At 61.5% G+C, this 17,438-nt stretch carries 19 protein-coding genes; 13 read left to right on the forward strand and 6 right to left on the reverse strand.

What is annotated here, in order from left to right; genetic code table 11:
* Positions 1-227 precede the first annotated feature (227 nt).
* Positions 228-1,175, forward strand: a complete 948-nt coding sequence (locus CK224_RS10215) for an ABC transporter substrate-binding protein (protein WP_095781679.1) — start codon at positions 228-230, stop codon at positions 1,173-1,175.
* Positions 1,176-1,305: 130 nt separating this feature from the next.
* Entirely contained in the window at positions 1,306-1,941 is a 636-nt protein-coding gene (locus CK224_RS10220) for a TetR/AcrR family transcriptional regulator (RefSeq protein ID WP_066997878.1), read from the forward strand.
* A 61-nt stretch (positions 1,942-2,002) separates the two neighbouring features.
* On the opposite strand, the gene CK224_RS10225 is transcribed toward CK224_RS10220, so the two are convergent.
* From CK224_RS10225 to CK224_RS10235, 3 genes are read right to left on the reverse strand one after another with little or no spacing between them, the layout of a single operon-like run.
* On the reverse strand, positions 2,003-2,674 hold the full coding sequence (locus tag CK224_RS10225; RefSeq protein WP_095781680.1) for a 4-carboxy-4-hydroxy-2-oxoadipate aldolase/oxaloacetate decarboxylase: 672 nt from the start codon (positions 2,672-2,674) through the stop codon (positions 2,003-2,005).
* Positions 2,675-2,709: 35 nt separating this feature from the next.
* On the reverse strand, positions 2,710-3,732 hold the full coding sequence (locus CK224_RS10230; protein ID WP_095781681.1) for an amidohydrolase family protein: 1,023 nt from the start codon (positions 3,730-3,732) through the stop codon (positions 2,710-2,712).
* Between the two features lie 19 nt (positions 3,733-3,751).
* On the reverse strand, positions 3,752-4,846 hold the full coding sequence (locus CK224_RS10235; RefSeq protein ID WP_210199655.1) for an alcohol dehydrogenase catalytic domain-containing protein: 1,095 nt from the start codon (positions 4,844-4,846) through the stop codon (positions 3,752-3,754).
* Positions 4,847-5,085: 239 nt separating this feature from the next.
* On the opposite strand from CK224_RS10235, the gene CK224_RS10240 reads away from it, so the two are divergent.
* Both CK224_RS10240 and CK224_RS10245 read left to right on the forward strand, forming a co-directional pair.
* Entirely contained in the window at positions 5,086-5,439 is a 354-nt protein-coding gene (locus tag CK224_RS10240) for a DoxX family membrane protein (protein WP_095781682.1), read from the forward strand.
* Positions 5,440-5,641: 202 nt separating this feature from the next.
* A complete protein-coding gene (locus CK224_RS10245; protein ID WP_245425873.1) occupies positions 5,642-6,007 on the forward strand; it encodes a cupin domain-containing protein in 366 nt (121 codons plus the stop codon).
* A gap of 57 nt (positions 6,008-6,064) precedes the next feature.
* Here the strand turns inward: CK224_RS10245 and CK224_RS10250 are convergent, their stop codons facing one another.
* A complete protein-coding gene (locus tag CK224_RS10250; protein WP_066997894.1) occupies positions 6,065-6,964 on the reverse strand; it encodes a LysR family transcriptional regulator in 900 nt (299 codons plus the stop codon).
* A 107-nt stretch (positions 6,965-7,071) separates the two neighbouring features.
* On the opposite strand from CK224_RS10250, the gene CK224_RS10255 reads away from it, so the two are divergent.
* The 3 genes from CK224_RS10255 to CK224_RS10265 all read left to right on the forward strand — a co-directional run bounded on the left by CK224_RS10255 (position 7,072) and on the right by CK224_RS10265 (position 10,357).
* On the forward strand, positions 7,072-8,451 hold the full coding sequence (locus CK224_RS10255) for an aminomethyltransferase family protein (protein WP_095781684.1): 1,380 nt from the start codon (positions 7,072-7,074) through the stop codon (positions 8,449-8,451).
* 156 nt (positions 8,452-8,607) lie between these two features.
* Positions 8,608-9,456, forward strand: coding sequence for a formyltetrahydrofolate deformylase (gene purU / locus CK224_RS10260; protein ID WP_095781685.1), 849 nt, complete (start codon positions 8,608-8,610; stop codon positions 9,454-9,456).
* A gap of 16 nt (positions 9,457-9,472) precedes the next feature.
* Entirely contained in the window at positions 9,473-10,357 is an 885-nt protein-coding gene (locus tag CK224_RS10265) for a methylenetetrahydrofolate reductase (RefSeq protein ID WP_095781686.1), read from the forward strand.
* A gap of 183 nt (positions 10,358-10,540) precedes the next feature.
* On the opposite strand, the gene CK224_RS10270 is transcribed toward CK224_RS10265, so the two are convergent.
* Both CK224_RS10270 and CK224_RS10275 read right to left on the reverse strand, forming a co-directional pair.
* Positions 10,541-11,125: a YceI family protein gene (locus tag CK224_RS10270; protein ID WP_095781687.1), complete on the reverse strand. Its 585-nt coding sequence runs from the start codon at positions 11,123-11,125 to the stop codon at positions 10,541-10,543.
* Positions 11,126-11,159: 34 nt separating this feature from the next.
* On the reverse strand, positions 11,160-11,987 hold the full coding sequence (locus tag CK224_RS10275; protein ID WP_095781688.1) for a hypothetical protein: 828 nt from the start codon (positions 11,985-11,987) through the stop codon (positions 11,160-11,162).
* A 353-nt stretch (positions 11,988-12,340) separates the two neighbouring features.
* Here CK224_RS10275 and CK224_RS10280 point away from each other — a divergent pair, with 353 nt between their 5' ends.
* From CK224_RS10280 to CK224_RS10305, 6 genes are read left to right on the forward strand one after another with little or no spacing between them, the layout of a single operon-like run.
* Positions 12,341-13,135, forward strand: coding sequence for an ABC transporter ATP-binding protein (locus tag CK224_RS10280; RefSeq protein WP_066997917.1), 795 nt, complete (start codon positions 12,341-12,343; stop codon positions 13,133-13,135).
* A complete protein-coding gene (locus tag CK224_RS10285) occupies positions 13,132-13,842 on the forward strand; it encodes an ABC transporter ATP-binding protein (RefSeq protein WP_066997920.1) in 711 nt (236 codons plus the stop codon). Before CK224_RS10280 ends, CK224_RS10285 begins: the two co-directional genes overlap by 4 nt.
* A gap of 1 nt (position 13,843) precedes the next feature.
* Entirely contained in the window at positions 13,844-14,131 is a 288-nt protein-coding gene (locus CK224_RS10290) for a hypothetical protein (protein ID WP_066997922.1), read from the forward strand.
* Entirely contained in the window at positions 14,128-15,009 is an 882-nt protein-coding gene (locus CK224_RS10295; RefSeq protein WP_066997925.1) for a branched-chain amino acid ABC transporter permease, read from the forward strand. Before CK224_RS10290 ends, CK224_RS10295 begins: the two co-directional genes overlap by 4 nt.
* Positions 15,006-16,007, forward strand: coding sequence for a branched-chain amino acid ABC transporter permease (locus tag CK224_RS10300; RefSeq protein ID WP_095781689.1), 1,002 nt, complete (start codon positions 15,006-15,008; stop codon positions 16,005-16,007). Before CK224_RS10295 ends, CK224_RS10300 begins: the two co-directional genes overlap by 4 nt.
* Positions 16,008-16,015: 8 nt before the next feature.
* Positions 16,016-17,230: an ABC transporter substrate-binding protein gene (locus tag CK224_RS10305; RefSeq protein ID WP_245425875.1), complete on the forward strand. Its 1,215-nt coding sequence runs from the start codon at positions 16,016-16,018 to the stop codon at positions 17,228-17,230.
* The last annotated feature ends 208 nt before the right edge of the window (positions 17,231-17,438 follow it).

The raw sequence follows: 17,438 nt of genomic DNA on the forward strand, positions 1-17,438 counted from the left end.
CGCCGTTTAGGACCGCTTCGAATTCACGATAGCAGGTGCGGTATGGTGCCAAGGGCCGTAGCCCCTGTTGGCCGCTTTTCGCGATCGAGAGCACGCGGAGCAATTGTTCACGGTAGCTCAGTCAGCCGGGCTGCGAGGAAAAAAGCGTGGCCGATTGACATACCGATTGGAATTCCAATACCTATAGTATTTAAACGCCCAGTGCTGAATACCGGCGGGAGGAGCCAATGGCCGAAAACACGACAGCTGATCCTTCCACGCCTGCCCAGCTTCGCCTCGCGGGCGGAGCGCAGGGGTTCAATTGGCTTCCGGTCTTCCTTGCAGACGAGTTGGGATTATTCGGCAAGCACGGCATTGCCATCGAATACAAGCGCTTCGGCAGCGTCGACAAGGCAACAGGAGCTGTCCTTGAGGGTGAGGCCGACCTTGCGATTACGCCGCCAGAAGGAGCAGTCGCGGACTTCGTGAACGGTGGAGAACTGCGCATTGTTGCGGCCAATGCAGTGCGGCTGCCGATGTCTCTCGTGGCGCGGCCAGAAATCGCCAGTCTGGCGGACCTTCGAGGAAAGAGGATCGGCACGTCCTCGCTCACCGAGGGTACTGCGATTTACACGCAGATTGTGCTGGCTTCCCAAGGACTGCACTACCCCGCCGACTACGAATTCGTGCTTGCGGGTATTCATACCAAACGGTGGGAGGCGCTGCAGGCCGGGCAAGTCGACTGTGCTCCCCAGCCCGCGCCGTGGAACTTCCTAGCCGAGGACCAAGGCTACAATCTGATCGGCGAGGTCAATGAATTCATACCCGAGATCCTCTTCACCGCGGTCATCGGCCGATCATCGTGGCTGCAAGCCAATCGAGATGTGGTCATACACTTCATCAACGCCCTGATTGAGGCCCATGCGATCACCAATGAACCGGCACGGCAGGACATAACATTGCCGATCTTCCAACGCATCACCACGCCGGAAAGCTCCACCCTGGCCAATCGTGGTCTAGAATACATGCGTGACATGGGCATGTGGCCGGACAAGCTGGCCGTGCCGGCAAACGCGTTGCGCACGACCATCGACCTGATGATCCGCGCGCATTTGCTCGATGAGGCCCTTCGGAGCCAAGCGCTGCACGCCTTCGATGCTTCTTATCTCGACGCCGCCTGCGTCACTGTCGGCTGAACCCATCTGCCGTGCACCAAAGCAATCTCGCAGCTGACCCCTCACCTTCGCTTGCCCTTGGAGGTCGACGACCCTAAGTTGCTTGCTCAGATACGCTAGGTATCCCGATACGTTCATTGGATGATCAAAGATGGCGCGACTGACCCGTGAACAAAGCCAAGCCTTGACGCGCGAAAAGCTTTTGGCTTCGGCTAGCGAGATGGTGGCCCGAGACGGCTATTCCGGCGCATCGATCGAGCGGATCGCAGAGGAGGCCGGCTTCTCGAAGGGGGCCTTCTACTCCAACTTCACGAACAAGGAAGACATTTTCCTGCAACTGCTGGAGCGCAACGCCGGCGGAGATGTGGTCGAACTGACCGAAAGGCTTCGCAGCGTTGACGAGCCGAAGGATGTCATCGAATCCATTTGCGAATGGGCCAACCAACGCGCCAAGGACAAGCGCTGGGGAACGCTGGCCATCGACCTGCTGCGCATCGCGCGCCGCGACAACACGCTGGAGGATCGGCACCTGCGCCTGTTCAGGGACCAGTGGGAAGGGCTGGGCAGGCTGTTGTCGGAGAAGCTGTTTCCGTATGGGGATGCGGAACCCCGGCCACTCTATGTCGGCGGTATCGTCCTCGAACTCGTCTATGGCGGCATGTCGAGTTTTATGGACGACAGGGCGCCCGGCGAAATGGTGCGGGTCGCGCTGACGTCGATGCACGAGGCTCATCTTTTTAGGCATAAGAACGGAAAGGCCGTGCGCAAGCGGACTGCAGCGTCCTGACGCGAACCATGCCACGCCACGTTGGAAGGCCGACCGATTCTCCTTCGTGGACGTCGGGTGCCTATTCGTAGACAAGTCCCTTCAAGCGCAGCCGTTCGCGCATTGAGTTGACGTCCAGGCTGAGCTTGCCTGCAGCGTAGAGGCGACGTTTGTCTTCCTCGGCCGCCTCCCGCTCTCGTGCCCTTCTCGCAACCAACTCGGCATTGGCACGGGGCACCACGCAGACGCCATCATCATCGGCGACGATCACGTCGCCAGGGCAGATGCGGGCACCGGCGCAGATGATCGGAACCTGGCAATCGCACAGCGTCTCCTTTACCGTTCCCTGAGCGAAGATCGCCTTCGACCAGACCGGGAACTTCATCGCTCGCAAAGCAGCCACATCGCGCACGCCGGCATCGATCACGAGGCCTCGGATGCCGAGCGCCACCGCCGATTCAGCCAGAAGGTCGCCGAAAAATCCGTCTTCGCATGGAGAGATCGGAGTCACGACGAGCACATCGCCCGGCCGCGCCTGCTCCAATGCAACATGAATGGTCCAGTTGTCGCCCGGCGTCACCTCGCAGGTAAGCGCATTGCCGCCGATCCTGGCGCCGTCATAGATGGGACGCAGCCGCGAGGCCAGCAGCCCCTTGCGTCCCTGGGCCTCGTGAACGGTTGCCACCCCCATCGCGCCCAGTGCGTCGCACACTTCGATCGGCGTACGTTCGGTGTGTGTCACGACTTTTGCCATTGATATCTCTAGAGATTCGTGCTGACCGGACCTCGCTAGCGACCCTGTCGCTTGAGCCTCTCGTCCAGCCGCGGGTAGACTTTGCGCGCATTGCCCTCGAACACCGCCGCGCGGTCGGCTTCGTCGAGGCCCAAAGCATCGATGTAACGGCGCGTGTCGTCGAAGTTGAAGCCGGTCAGCGGGTCAACCGCCTTGACCGCGCCCAGCAGTTCCGAGCCGAAGAGGATGTTGTCCGGACCGATCACGCGAAACAGCGTGTCGATCCCCGCCTGGTGGTAGACGCAGGTGTCGAAATAGACGTTGCGCATCAGGTGCGTGGCGAGATCCGGCTTTTCCATCATGATTGCCAGCCCGCGATATCGGCCCCAGTGATAGGGAGCGGCGCCGCCGCCGTGGGGAATGATTATCTTGAGGTCTGGGAAATCGCGAAACAGGTCGCCCTGGATCAGCTGCATGAACACGGTAGTGTCGGCATTGATGTAGTGCGCTCCGGTGGTGTGCAGGCAGGCCGAGCACGCGCCCGAGACATGGATCATGGCCGGCACCTGGAGCTCGACCATCTTCTCGAAGAGCGGATACCAGTAGCGGTCATAGATTGGCGGCGCGGACCACAAGCCGCCGGACGGATCGGGGTTGAGATTGCAGCCGACGAAGCCGAGCTCGTCCACACAGCGCTCGAGTTCAGCCAGCACAGGAGCGAGGTCACCGCTCATCGACTGCGGCAGCTGGCAGACACCGGCAAAGTTCAGCGGGAACAGGTCCACGATGCGCGCAATGAGATCATTGGAGACACGGGACCATTCGGCATTCAGCGCAGCGCTGCCGACATGATGGCCCATGCCCGAGGCCCGGGGCGACAAAATTGTCAGGTCCGAGCCGCGCTCCCGCTGAAGACGAAGCTGGTTGTCTTCGACGGTCGCGCGAAGCGTCTCGTCGCTTATGCCGGGATAGACCGGACCTGCGTCGCGCTGGCCCTCGGCAAACGCCACCTGGGCCGTGCGATAGGCATGATGCGCCGGGGGCTCGGTGGTGTAGTGACCGTGGCAGTCGATTATCATGGCATTCTCCAACCGCAGCTCAGGGCTCCAGCACGTAGTTGGTGAAGCCACCGTCGCCCGAGGCTACGCCGTTGATCGCCTCATTGATCTGGTCCAGCGGATAGGTGCGGGCTTCCAGCACGGACAGGTCGACCGCCCCGGACCGGACCAGCTCGGCTATCTCGATACCCTCCGCGGTGCTGAGCCAGGCCGAACCGGTGAGCACCATCGAATTGTCCATCCACCATTTGGTGTTGAACAGCATGTCGGCGCCCGTACCGCCGATGTTCACGATGGTGCCGCCACGTTTGACGCCCATCATCGCGTCCCTCATGGCGTTGACGTCGGCCACCGCGCCAAGGCTGTCGAGCATGAAATCCGCGCCGGAGTGGTGCTTGGAGCGCACCCAGTCCGCGACCTTGCCGTCCAGGCTGGAAAAAATCTCGATCCGGTTCGGTGCGAGGCGCTTCAGCTTTTCCAGCAATGGCTTGCCGCGCGCGACCGCATAGATGGTGGAAATCCCCATGGCGAGCGCGAACATGGTGGCGCCGACACCCAGCGTTCCGGTCGCGCCGTTGATGATCAGCGACTTGCCCGCAAGGTTGCCCAGCTTTCTGAGCGCCGAATAGGACGTACCGAGATAGCCCATGCGGGCAGCCTGCGGAAACGTCATATTGTCGGGTATCTTGACGATGGCGCTCTGGGGCGCGCGCATGAATTGAGCGAAGCCGCCGCCGGGATAGCGCTTGTAGATTTCCAGGCTGTTGCGATTGAACCCGAAATATCCGGCGAAGGTGAAGTAGTCGCACTTCATCTGGTTGCCGCTGGCGCAGGCGTGGCAGGCACCGCACGAACGCAACGGATTGACGTAGACACGGTCTCCGGGCTTCAAGGCAACGACCTGCTCGCCCACTTCGTGCACGATGCCGGCGGGGTCAAGGCCAAACGTCGCGGGCTTGGGAGGCAGCGGCTGGTGAGGATACCAGTTCTCCCAGTTGTTCAGCACGTTGGCGAGGTTCGGGACCATACCGCAGGCTTTGACCTCGACCACGACATCCGTTCCGGACGCTCGAGGCTTGGCGATCTCCTCGATCCGCATTGGTTCGTTTACCGCATGCAACCGTGCGGCGCGCATCATCACTGTCACGATGTTCCTCCTCAAATACCGCCAACCGGATCGAGTTGACATTCCGATTGGACTGTGGATACCGTATAGTATCTGGATTGGGTGACGCAAGACCCGATTTGCGGTGCCGGTACCAACCATCGCTGCTGCCCTCGGGCCTACGCTCGATTTCGCAGGGTGGCTGGCGGCCAAAACGGGGCCCGCTCACAACGACTGCAGCCGTCACGCTGCTGGGGAGGAGACGTACAATGCCGTTCGAGTTGCAGCCTCAGGACTGCCTGAGGATCCTATGTGGAGTCTGGTTCCTGCCGCATCTGATCGGGAAGGTCAGGAACTTCGATAAGGCGCCGGTGACGTTTGAGAAGGCCGGTCTGAAACCTGGCAAGGCATTCCTTGTCTTGACAATCGTCCTCGAGGTGCTTGCCGCGCTCGGCATGGTTTTCAACGTCTATTCGAAAGCAGCAACCGGTTGCGCGATCGTCGTGCTGCTCGGAGCAGCCTACGCAGTGGTGAAGATCAACGGCGCCAAATGGCGCTGGCAGCAGATGGGACCGGAGTTCCCGCTTTTTTGGGCGCTCGCTTGCCTCATCTCGGCACTGTGACTTTGAACATCTACCTGGGAGGTTTCATATGCAGGTTCGGCGCGTCGTCACTGGCAGGGACACTGCCGGCAAGTCAGTGGTCGTCAGCGACGGCCCCTCCCCTGGGGAAATGGTCCTGCGCCACACGCCAGGTTGCGTATCGTCGCCCCAATGGAAAATCGAGGGGGCGCCAGAGCTGGGGACCATCAACAACAAGGACCCCATGGAGACAACCGGCACCATGGTCATGCCGGCAGGCGGATCATCGTTCTGGATCATTACTTTCCCTCCGGACAGCGTCTACATGTCATCGGAATGGAACCCCGCGGTAGCCGGTCCCGAACTCATCGAGGCATCACCTGGCATTGCCGAGCGGATGGAGCCGGACAGCCCTGGCATGCACCAGACCCCGACCGTCGACTACGTGACGGTGGTCAAGGGCAGACTGATCCTGGAACTCGATGACGGCAAGACTGTCGAGCTGAATGCCGGCGACACCGTGGTCCAGCAGGGCACTCGTCACGCATGGCGCAATCCAGGCGACCAGCCGGCGACGATCTCCGTGATCATGCTCGGCGCCACTGTCTGACGCGGCGGTTACGATCCCAGAGAGACCACACCAGCCTGGGCTTGGGCTTCGGACCGCTCAGATCGTTGCCGCCACGTCGGCGAGGATCTGGCGCGTCCACGCATGCAGGCCCGAATAGTGAGAACGCTCGGTCCAATACATGTCGATCTGGATCAGCACCTCGAGAGGAAATGGCTTCAACGTCAACTTGTCCGAAAGCCGGCGGGCCAGGCGATAGGGAATGGTCGCGACCAGCTCCGTGCCCCGGATCAATGCTTCAAGATTGTCGTGGCTCGGCACGATCACGCTCGGCGTAATCCTGACGTCGATTGCCCGAAGCGCCGCGAAGTACAACGCCTCCCACTGGCCATTGTGGGTCACGGCGATATGCCGCGTCTGCCGGTAGCGATCCATCGTCAGTTCGCCGGCCGCAAGCGGATGGCTGGAATCCATGATGCAAGCGTAGCGGTCGGTGAAGAGTTTACGCCGGTAGTAGATATCGCCGAAAATCGCCACCGGGCCGAGCACGATATCGCAAATGTTTTCCTTGAGCTGCTGCTTGCCGTGCACGGCGGATTCAAAAATGTTGACCGCGATCTGGGGCGCCTGCTGCTGGACCTGGCGCACGAAGGCCGGCATCAGGAACATACGCTCGTGATGGTTACAGGAGATCGTCACGCTGCCCTTGGACGTAGCGGGATCAAAACCTTGCAGAGAGGACAACGCCTGCATGCGCTCGAGGACATCGCGCGCTTCCTGGGCGAGTTGACGGCATTTGTCGGTCGACAGGATCGAGTTGCCCTGCCGAACGAACATCGGGTCGTTGAAGGCCTTTCGAAGCCGCTTGATCGAATAGCTGATCGTCGACTGATTGACGCCGAGGCGCTCCGACGCCTCTGAAAAGGACCGGCAGTCGTTGACCATGACCAATGCCTGCAAGGCATTCAGGTCGATCTGGGCAAGCTCCTCCGACAGCATGACGCCTACTCTCTATGCAAAATTTCGATCACATGTATCGAACCTATTGGGTTGTTAGATGTCCTGCAAGGGCTTAGCCGGAAAGGAGCTGCACAGGAGGAGTGAAAATGGCTGCTAATCTCGAACAGAAGATCGCTGACGCTGGAAGCGCCCAAACCATGCTCTGGGAATCGCAGAGCCCGCCGATCGTCAGCACGCCGGTGACGCCGGAATTCACCAACTGGCGCGACGAACAGCTCGCTTGGCGCAGCAACGCCGTGCTCTATGACCAGTCGCACCATCTCGCCGACCTGAACATCCGCGGCAAGGATGCGCTGAAGCTCATCCGCGACACGGCGATCAACAGCGTTGAATACTTTCCCGTCAACGCCGCGAAGCAGTATGTAGCGGTCAACGACGAGGGCCAGCTCATCGGCGACAACATCCTGTTCCGCTATGAGGAAGACGAATTCCAAGCGGTGGGCATTCCGCCGACGATTAACTGGCTTCAGTATCATGCCGAGACCGGCGGTTACGACGTCGAGCTTGTGCGGGACAATCCGTCCTATGCCCGCAAGGGAAATCCGCTGTGCTACCGCTACGAGATCCAGGGACCTGGCGCGTTCAACGTGATCCGGGAACTCATCGGCGGCGAGCCGCCGGATGTGAAGTTCTTCCACGGCACCCGCTTCACGATCGCCGGCAAGATGGTCCGCGCGCTTCGCCACGGCATGGCGGGCGAACCAGGCTTCGAGTTCGTCGGGCCCTGGGCCGATCATGAGGTCGTTCGGGCCGCTCTGCTCGAGGCGGGCAAAAAGCACAACATGATTCAGGTCGGCGGCCGGGCGTACCTGACCAACTCGCTCGAGTCCGGATGGCTTCCGCGCCCGTTGCCGGCGTTCTACTCGGGCAAGAGCACGGCGGGCTTCCGCAAGTGGCTTGCCGCGGACGAGATCGATGCCAATGTGTCTCTAGGCGGAAGCTTCTTTTCCGAAAACATCGAGGACTATTACTTCTCGCCCTACGACGTGGGCTACGGAAAGATCGTCAAATTCGACCACGACTTCATCGGCCGCAAGGCCCTCGAGGCCCAGGTCGCCGACGGCCAGACCACGGCCAACCGCAAGGTGACGCTGCAGTGGAACGGCGACGACGTCGCCAAGGCGTGGGCCTCGATGTACCAGCCAGGTGTCGGAGCGAAGTTCATCAACCTTCCGATCGCCCACTACGCGACCTATCACTACGACCGGGTCGAGGCGCCAAACGGAAGCTTGGCCGGGCGTTCGCTTCATACCGGATACTCGGCCAACTACCGTTCGATGATGTCGATCGCGGTCGTGGATGCGGCAGTGGCAGAGCCTGGCACCGAACTGGTGGTGGTCTGGGGCGAGCCCAAGCCATCCTCCAAGGTGCAGGTTGAAGACCACGTGCAGTTCAAGATCCACGCCACCGTCCACCCGGCGCCGATCGACGCGCACGCGCGCACCAGCTATCGCAAGAACGCCTAAGCCGCACGCCTGAACAGAGGGCGGCCTGCCGGCCGCCCTCCCCTCACGGCAACCGCACCCGACGACAACAGACTGGCGGGACCTCCTGCCGGTGTCGCCTTGCGACGCGAGAAACCGCCTTGCCCTTCAGCTCGGCCGTCAACCCGGAGACCGGGTATGGAAAAGTCCTATCTGCTTACGCTCCAATGCAAGAACCGGCCGGGCATCGTCGCCGGCGTGGCGAGCCGTTTGGCCGCACATGGCGCCAACATCACCGCGGCCCAGCAATTCGACGACCCCGAGACGGATCGGTTCTTCATGAGGGTAGCGTTCGATTTGCCTTCGCCCCTCGATGATCTCGCCGGGCGTTTTTCCGAGGAGGTCAACCGCTTCGGCCTGCAATGGACATTGCGGCCCCAGAACCTGCCCCGCAAGGTTCTGCTGCTTGTCTCGAAATTCGACCACTGCCTGGTAGACCTGCTTTACCGCCAACGGCTGGGCGAGTTGCCAATGCAGGTTGTCGCCATCGTCTCCAACCATCCGCGAGAAGGTCTCAACCTCGCCTCCGACGACGCCATTCCCTTTCACCACTTCCCGATCAGCCATGAGACCAAGGCCGCCCAGGAGGCGAAGATCAAGCGCGTGATCGAAGATAGCGGCGCCGAGCTTATCGTGCTGGCCCGCTATATGCAGATCCTATCCGACGACTTCTCAGCCTATCTCTCCGGCCGCTGCATCAACATCCACCATTCTTTCCTGCCGGGGTTCAAGGGCGCCAAGCCCTATCACCAGGCGCATGAGCGCGGCGTGAAGATGATCGGAGCAACGGCGCACTACGTCACCGAAGACTTGGACGAGGGTCCGATCATCGCCCAGGACGTCGAACATGTGACCCATGCCGACACGCCCGAGGACCTCGTTCGCAAGGGTCGGGACATCGAACGCCGCGTGCTGGCCCGCGCGGTCGCCTTCCACCTTCAGGATCGGGTCTTGCTCAATGGACGCAAGACCGTCGTCTTCGGCTAACAACGGAGCCACGCGCATGGAAAAAGCTGCTATCCGCCCCTCCGCTATCGACGCCTCGATCGAGATGGCGCCAAGCCAGGTGATCGACTCCCCTGACTTGCCGGGCCTTTTCCCGTCGGGGGTCCGGGTCTACATCACCGATATCGGCCTGGCGGACACGCCGACCCTGGTCAAGGCAGCGCGGCGCGTCGCGGACCTTGGCTACACCGCGGTTCCCCATATGGCCGCTCGCCGACTGACCACGCGCCAAGCGCTGGAAACGCGGGTGAAGGCTTTGGCTGAGGAAGCGGGTGTCCGCGACTTGCTCATCATCGGCGGCGACGTGGCTACCCCAGCCGGTTCATTTTCCTCCTCTTTCGAGGTGCTCGAGACTGGTTTCGTCGACAAGTACGGCATCACCGAGGTCGGTGTAGCCGGCCATCCGGAAGGCAGTCGCGACTTTGGCGACGAGGCGGCGATTGCAGCGCTCCGGATGAAGAGCGCCTGGGCCGAGCGCACCGGGGCAAAGATGCGTGTAGTCACCCAATTTGGCTTCGACGCGGACAAGTTCATCGCCTGGGCGGACGGCCTGGCGGTTTCCGGGGTGGACCTGCCGATCCATCTTGGCGTGGCCGGTCCCGCCAAGATCACGACCTTGCTAAAATACGCCGCCTTGTGCGGCGTCGGCAATTCGCTGAATTTCTTGAAAAAGCGCAGCGCCTCGCTTGCCGCCCTTGCCACCAGTCACTCGCCGGAGAGCTTCGTCGGCCCGATCGAGCACCATGTGCGGGCAAAGCCGGAGTCGGCAATCGCGCAGCTGCATGTCTTTCCGTTTGGCGGCATCAAGAATACGGCCAGGTGGCTCTACGAGCGTGGCTCGTGGCAAGGCCTCGAAGCCGACGATCGCTCGTCGATCGCTTAAGCGCGTAGTTGCCTCCGGAGAGCCGAGCCAGACCATGGCGCGCCGATCGTCGGCGCGCCATGGTCTCTCGTTGCCGCGACATGGGCGAATGTTGCGGCACGATTGCTACGCGCAGCCTATCAGTCAGCACCGCCGGACATCCGCGAGGACGTCCGGCGCGCCCAGGACAACGCGAAGCCGCCGTCAGCTGCGGCCGCGCCCCTCCGTTTCAATGCGCAGCGTGACCTCGTCCCCGATCAGGGGAAGATTGGCCGTCATGCCGAAGTCGCTGCGCTTCAACTTGGCAGTCGCGCTGAAGCCGGCCTCAAGACTGCCGTCCCACGGGTTCTTGCCTTGGCCGTTGAAGGTCACGTCGAGCGTCACCGGCTTGGTCACACCGGCGATGGTGAGATCGCCCGTGATGGTGCCCTGCTTGTCGCTCGACTTGGTGAATTTGGTGCCGACGAAGGTGATGTCCGGAAACTCGGTGGCATTGAACCAGTCGGCGCCCTGGATGTCGCTGTCGCGCTGGGCATTGTTGGTGGAGATGCTGGACACCTTGACCTTGGCCTGCAGCTTGCTGGCCTCAGGCGCGTCCTTGTCGAAGGTGAATTCCCCGGAGAACTCTTTTGCGACGCCGATGACGTTGGAGAAGCCGAGATGATTGATGAAGAATACGATGCCGGAATGAACCGGATCGATGTCGAACGTGATCGGCTGTGCGGTTGCCGGCCCGATTGGCGCCGTTGCGAGTGCAGCTAGCAAAGCTAGTTTCAGTCTGTAGTTCATTCCATCCTCCTTTGTTGATGCACGAAAAGCGAATTCACAGCGGAAGGCTGAACCCCTTCCGTGCCAGCATCACTGCGACTGCCGCGACGGCCGGCACCAGGCAAAACCCTGCGAAGACGAACGTGGCGAGTGCAGGGGTTTTCTGATCGAGACGATCGAGGATCACGCGGCAGGCCGAAGGGACCAGGAAAAGCAGCAGGAGCACCGCAAGGGCGAGAAGGTCGATCTTACGAGTGATCAGCGCGACGGTCTGCGCCACAGCCATCATGCCCGCCGCTCCGCCGAGCAAGGATGCCAATCCGAAGCGGTAATTCGGCCGGGACAGGTGCCCAACCACGATGCCGGCGATGCCAAAGGCGACGCCAAGAGACAGTTGCAGGCTGGATGATGAAGCCCCCATGAAGGCAATGGGAGCAAAGCCTGCGCTGGCAACCGCGAGCATGATCGCAGGGCGCAGATCCGATCCCTCATCGGGATAGTCAGCTTCCCGATGAAGCGCATATAGCGCTGCCGCTCCGGCCAGAGCGGCGACAACCAGGTCGAGAGGCTGCGCCAGGGCAATCGTATCGCCGATGTAAGCTGCTGAGGCGACCGGCATTGCCGCCAACAGCAACTGTCCGAGCCTGCGGCTGCCTGTCCATTCCGTCGCCACGCCCAGGATCGATCCAACCGCCGCCAGGTAGAACACCTTGTTGACGGCGCCGACCGGAGGGAAGGAGGGAAGGCGATTGTAGGTCAACCAGTAGGACAGGAAGAAGCCGAGCGGGATCAAGAGATCGTACCAACGGCGATCGACGCGCCCCCATCGCATCAGGCCGCTCAAGGCGAACGACAAAAGGCCGCAAATGGCGACCGCCAGCATAACGGCCTCCTGCGGCGATCGGGCAACGCCAATCACGTCGCATTACCGTTGTTGGCTACAGGATAGCGGGCACACGCTCGCGGCACCTTGCGGCAGGATGAAGTCACACCGTCCTCCCCGGTCTGAGTTCTCCATGACCGGCCCTTCCGGATACCGGTCAGATTTCAAATACCAAAGCGTATCTCACCAACCTTGTCAATCCAACTGGACAGCTGGCCGGAACCCGCCTCGCCTTAGTGCAGGTGCACCGGCGAAGTCGGTTGACATACGACTCAGACTTCAAATACTATATGGTATCTAAAGTGGGACAGACGCGGAAGCGCCGGTTCCGCTGACACGCCTGGGAGGAGTGCGTGGCTGTGCAGGAACATATCAGCGCCTATTTGCCTGTGCTCGCGGCGGATGGCGTATCGGTCAGCTTCGGAGGCGTGCAGGCGCTCGACAATGTCTCGCTCGACGTCGGCGATGGCGAGATTTGCGGCTTGATCGGCCCGAATGGCGCGGGCAAGACCACCTTCCTGAATGCCATCACCTGCCTTGCACGCCTTCAACGCGGCACCGTAGAGCTGTCGGGTCGGATAATCTCCAATTCGGCGGTGCGCGACATCATCGGTCTAGGGATCGCTCGGACATTCCAAAACGTCGGCGTATACGGCTCGCTGAGCGTCCTGGAGAACGTCATGCTCGGCGCACACCACAAGATGGGTGGAAAAGTCGCGCGTGCCCTTCTCAATCCCTTCGGTGCGTGGGCCGAGGAGAAGACGGTCCGCCGCAAGGCTGAATCAATTCTGGATGAATTGGGAATGGCCGCATTATCGAGCGTGCGCGCCGACTCCCTGCCCTATCCCTTGCAAAAGCGGATGGAGATCGCACGCGCCCTGGCGGCCGAGCCCAAGCTCCTGTTGCTGGATGAGCCGGCCGGCGGACTGACCCATGGCGAGGTCACCGAATTCGGCACCCTCGTCAATACGATCCGGCATAGCCGCAGGCTCTCGATCCTCCTGATCGAGCATCACATGGGTCTGGTGATGAGCCTGTGCGACCGGATCCATGTGTTCCACCTCGGTCGAAATCTGGCGTCAGGACGCCCCGAAGAAATAAGGACCAATGAAGCCGTCATCGGCGCCTACCTCGGGAGGAGCACGTGAGACTGCTTGACGTCCGCAATCTCTCGGCCTCCTACGGCAAGGTACGGGCGCTTTTTGACTGCTCGCTCGCAATCGCGCAGAACGAATTCGTTGTCCTGCTCGGCGCCAATGGCGCGGGAAAAACCACTTTGCTGCGCGCGCTTTCGGGCACAATCCGCTCGGCCGGCGAAATCGCCTATATGGGAAGCGACTTGCAAAAGATGGCGCCGGAACGGCGTCTGCAACGCGGCTTAGCGCAGATTCCCCAGGGCAGAGGCACTTTCACGGAATTCACGGTCGACGAGAATTTGACGCTGGGCGCCACAATCGTCTCCGATGCCCGCCAGGTCCGACAGGACAAGGAGCGGTGGTACGATCGCTTTCCGCGATTGCGCGAACGACGCTCCCAACTGGCCGGCAATCTGAGCGGAGGCGAGCAGCAGATGCTCGCGGTTGCGCGAGCGCTCATGTCGCGGCCAAAACTGCTGCTATGCGATGAGCCGTCATTGGGTCTCGCGCCCGTCATCACGCGCGAAATATTCGCGATCTTCAAGGAACTCCGCGACATCGATGGGTTGACGCTCTTGGTCGTGGAGCAGAACGCGGACCTGTCGCTCAAGTTCGCCGACCGCGCCTATGTCATCGAGGCCGGGCATATCGTGGCCGGCGGCTCAGCCGGCGCGATACTTGCAGATGAGCATATCCAGAAATCTTACCTTGGGGACTAACGTGGCGACGTTTCACCAGATCATTGTTTGCGGCATTGCCCCAGGCGCTGTCTACGCCGTGCTGGTGATTGCCCTCGTGCTGGTCTCGCGTCTTACAAGGCGGGCGTCGGCCGACCGCCTCGATGCGGCCTCCTTCATCGACATTCACGATACCGCCGGACTGCCATTCCTGATCGTGGTAACCGCCATTTTCCCGTCATCAAACGCCGGGGTTCCCTCGGCCAAGGCTCTCGGACCGAAGGCGCGCAGGTCGACGGCCTCGGCGTTGCAGTTGGGAGGCTGGGCTTGACCCTTTTCGTGCAAATCGTCCTCAGCGGTCTTGCCACCGGCGCGATCTATGCGGCTCTTGCCCTTGCGCTGGTGTTGATCTTTCGCGCCACCAATGTCGTCAATTTCGGTCAAGGCGAAATGGCGACTTTCTCGGCATACTGCACCTGGCAGCTATGCCTGTGGGGCCTGCCATTATGGCTTTCCATTGCAATCGGCCTGACCGGTTCTTTTGTGCTGGGTATCTTGGCGTTTCGGGTCTTCGTCCGCCCGCTCCTGGCAGCTCCGGTCGAGGCGACAGTGGTCGTCACGCTCGGCATGTTTGTGCTCTTCCAGGCGATGGTGACGTGGCTCTGGGGCGCCGAGCAGAAGCCGTTCCCCAGCCTGTTTCCCGAAGGCAGCTTCAGCCTCGGTGAGGTACGGGTGCTGGGTTCGTCGGCCGGTACCTTGCTGATCCTCATTGTCCTGGCCGCGGCCATCGCCTCCCTCTTCGCCTTCACAAGGCTTGGGCTCTCCATGCGTGCCGCGGCCTTCGACCGCGTTCGCAGCGTTCTGGTGGGCATCAACGTCGAGCGCATGCTGATGCTCGGCTGGGGCTTCGCCGCGGCGATCGGAATGATCGCGGCGGTGCTGGTCGCGCCACGGCTGTTTTTAAGCCCGACCATGATGACCCCGATCCTATTCTACGGTCTTGCCGCGGCAACAGTTGGCGGCTGGGACAGTCCGCTCGGCGCCATAGCCGGAGGCCTTCTGGTGGGCGTCAGCGAGAGCCTTGGCGCCAACTACCTCGGCTTTCTCGGCGCGGACATGCGCATCGCGGTCCCGATCGGGCTCACCCTTTTCGTCCTGCTGGTCAAGCCGGTCGGTCTGTTCGGCTCACAGAAGGTCACCAAGCTATGAGCAACGATATTCGGCGCACGGTCGCGGCAAGCGTTGGGTTTGTGCTGGTCGCCACATTGCTGCCGGCCACTTTGTCAGGCTTCCAGTTGCAGCAGGTGAGCATCGCCATCTCCTATGCGGTCGCCATTCTTGGCCTCAACCTGCTTATGGGGTTTGCCGGGCAGATCTGCCTCGCCCAGGGGACGCTGTTCGGCATCGGCGCCTACGTCACCGCCATCTTGAACGCGACCTACGGCGTCCACCCGTTGGCGACCCTGCCTGCGGCAGCTGTTTTTACCGCGCTGGCCGGTCTCGTCGTCGGCCTGCCGGCCCTGCGTCTGCAGGGGCTGCAACTTGCGATCATCACGTTTGGTGTCGCGGCGGCCTTTCCGCAGCTTCTGTTGAAGCTCGGCAGTTGGACGGGCGGAGTCTCCGGCTTGCCGATCGATTCCCTGGAGCCGCCTGCGTTCCTGGCCGATTACCCGGAGCTCTGGCTCTATCTGGTGTCGCTGGGGTGCGCCTGCGTCGCGGCATTCATCGTCTATCTCGTTCTCCTCGGCGACGTCGGCCGCGCGCTCCAGGCGCAACGGGACAGTCCGCAGATCGCGGAGGCTCTCGGCGTCAACCTGACCAAGACCAAGCTGTGGGCGTTCGCCATCAGCTCTGCGCTCGCTGGCCTTGGCGGCGGCGTCTTCGCGATCCTCAACGGCTTCATCAGCCCGCAGTCCTTTCTCGCCCCACTTTCCATCACCATCGTGATCGGGAGCATCGTCGGCGGCTCGACAAGCATTGTCGGCGCCTTCATCGGCGGGCTGTTCATCACCTTCGTCCCGACATGGACGTCCAACATCAATCTCGCACTCGGCAACGTCATCTACGCGCTGGCACTGATCGGCATCATGCTTCTGGCGCGCGGAGGGGTTGCCGGTCTGCTGGAGAGACTCGCCGCTGCCTTGAAGGCGCGGTCGAACGCCAACGGCAAAGCCGGATCAATGAGCCAATCAGGGAGGAAGTTATGAGACCATGTATGCCAAGAATGCTTGCGACGGCAGCAATACTTGCGCTGGCCGTCGGTGTCGCTCCGGCGAAAGCTGACGAGACACCGGGCATCACCGACAGCACCGTGAAGATCGGCATCACCGGTCCGCTCACCGGTCCCGTCGCCGTCGTCGGCGCGGTCGCAGAAGGCATCCGCGCCCGGGTCGAGGCCGCCAATTCCCACGGCGGCGTCAAGATGTCCGACGGCAAGACCCGCAAGATCGAGCTCGTGATCAAGGACGACATGCTCGATCCGCAGCGAACGCTTGCGAATGTGCGCGAGATGGTGGAGCAGGACAAAGTTTTCGCTCTCGTCGGCACGGCTGCCACGCCGAACAATGTGGCCATCGGACGCTATATCGAGCAACGCAAAGTCCCCAATGTCTTCATGTATTCAGGCGTCCACAAGCTGAACGCGCCGCACGAGGAAATAGGGTTCGTCCCGGCCTTCTCGACCGAGGCGGCGTCGTTCGCCACTTATCTGAAGGACAACAAGCCCGAGGCAAAGGTAGCGCTCCTCTATCTCAACACCGAGACCGGCGAAACCTTCATGAAGGCCTTCGACAAGGCCATCGACGGCTCAGGCGTCAAGGTCGTCGATCGGCAACCGGTGACTTCGCAGGATCCGACCGTCGAAACGCAACTGACAGCGCTCAAGGCTTCCGGCGCCGATACGCTGGTGATCATCGCCGCGCCGCAACAAGGCGGCGAAGCAATCCGTTTCCAGGCCGAGAGCGGCTGGAAGCCGCTGACGCTCGTCACTAACCTTTCCTCGGCCTACCCGATCCTGCAGGCGGTGGGGCTAGAGAACGCCAAGGGCATCATCACCTCGAATTTCCTGAAACCGATCGTTAGCCCGGAAAAAACCGGTGATGCGGGCATCGACCAGTATCTGGACGATATCGCCGCGGCCAAGGTCAACTTCGTCTTCGCCAACACGATCGGACAGGTCGGCTACGCGACCGGCGATACTCTTGTGAAGGCGCTCGAGCACATGAAGAAGCCGACCCGGGCTGAGCTCCTCGACACCGTCTTCAACATGCAGAAGTGGGACGATCCACTATTGCTGGACGGGATTAAGCTGAACACCAAAGCCGGCTCCGATATTTTCCCGATTGAGGCACTGCAGCTCTATCAGTTCGACGGGCAGAAGTACGTGCCTGTTGGCAAGCTTCTGGATTTCGAGGGCAAGACGGAAGAGTAACGGACGATCGACACAGGTTGCTGCCGGCTGCGAGCGTCCGCGTTTTGCGGGCGCCTTTCTCGCCAGAGCGAAGTTCGATTTGTTTGAGCGATTCGTGAGCCGACAATATCGTCGGCAGTCCTATCTGCGATCCGTTTTTGCCGGAAGTCATTCGGCAGAAGATGCTGGCGAAGGCGAATCCGGATTCCGTTGCGCGTGACGGCAGATC

It is taken from the genome of Mesorhizobium sp. WSM3862 (genome assembly GCF_002294985.1).
Classification (GTDB): Bacteria; Pseudomonadota; Alphaproteobacteria; order Rhizobiales; family Rhizobiaceae; genus Mesorhizobium.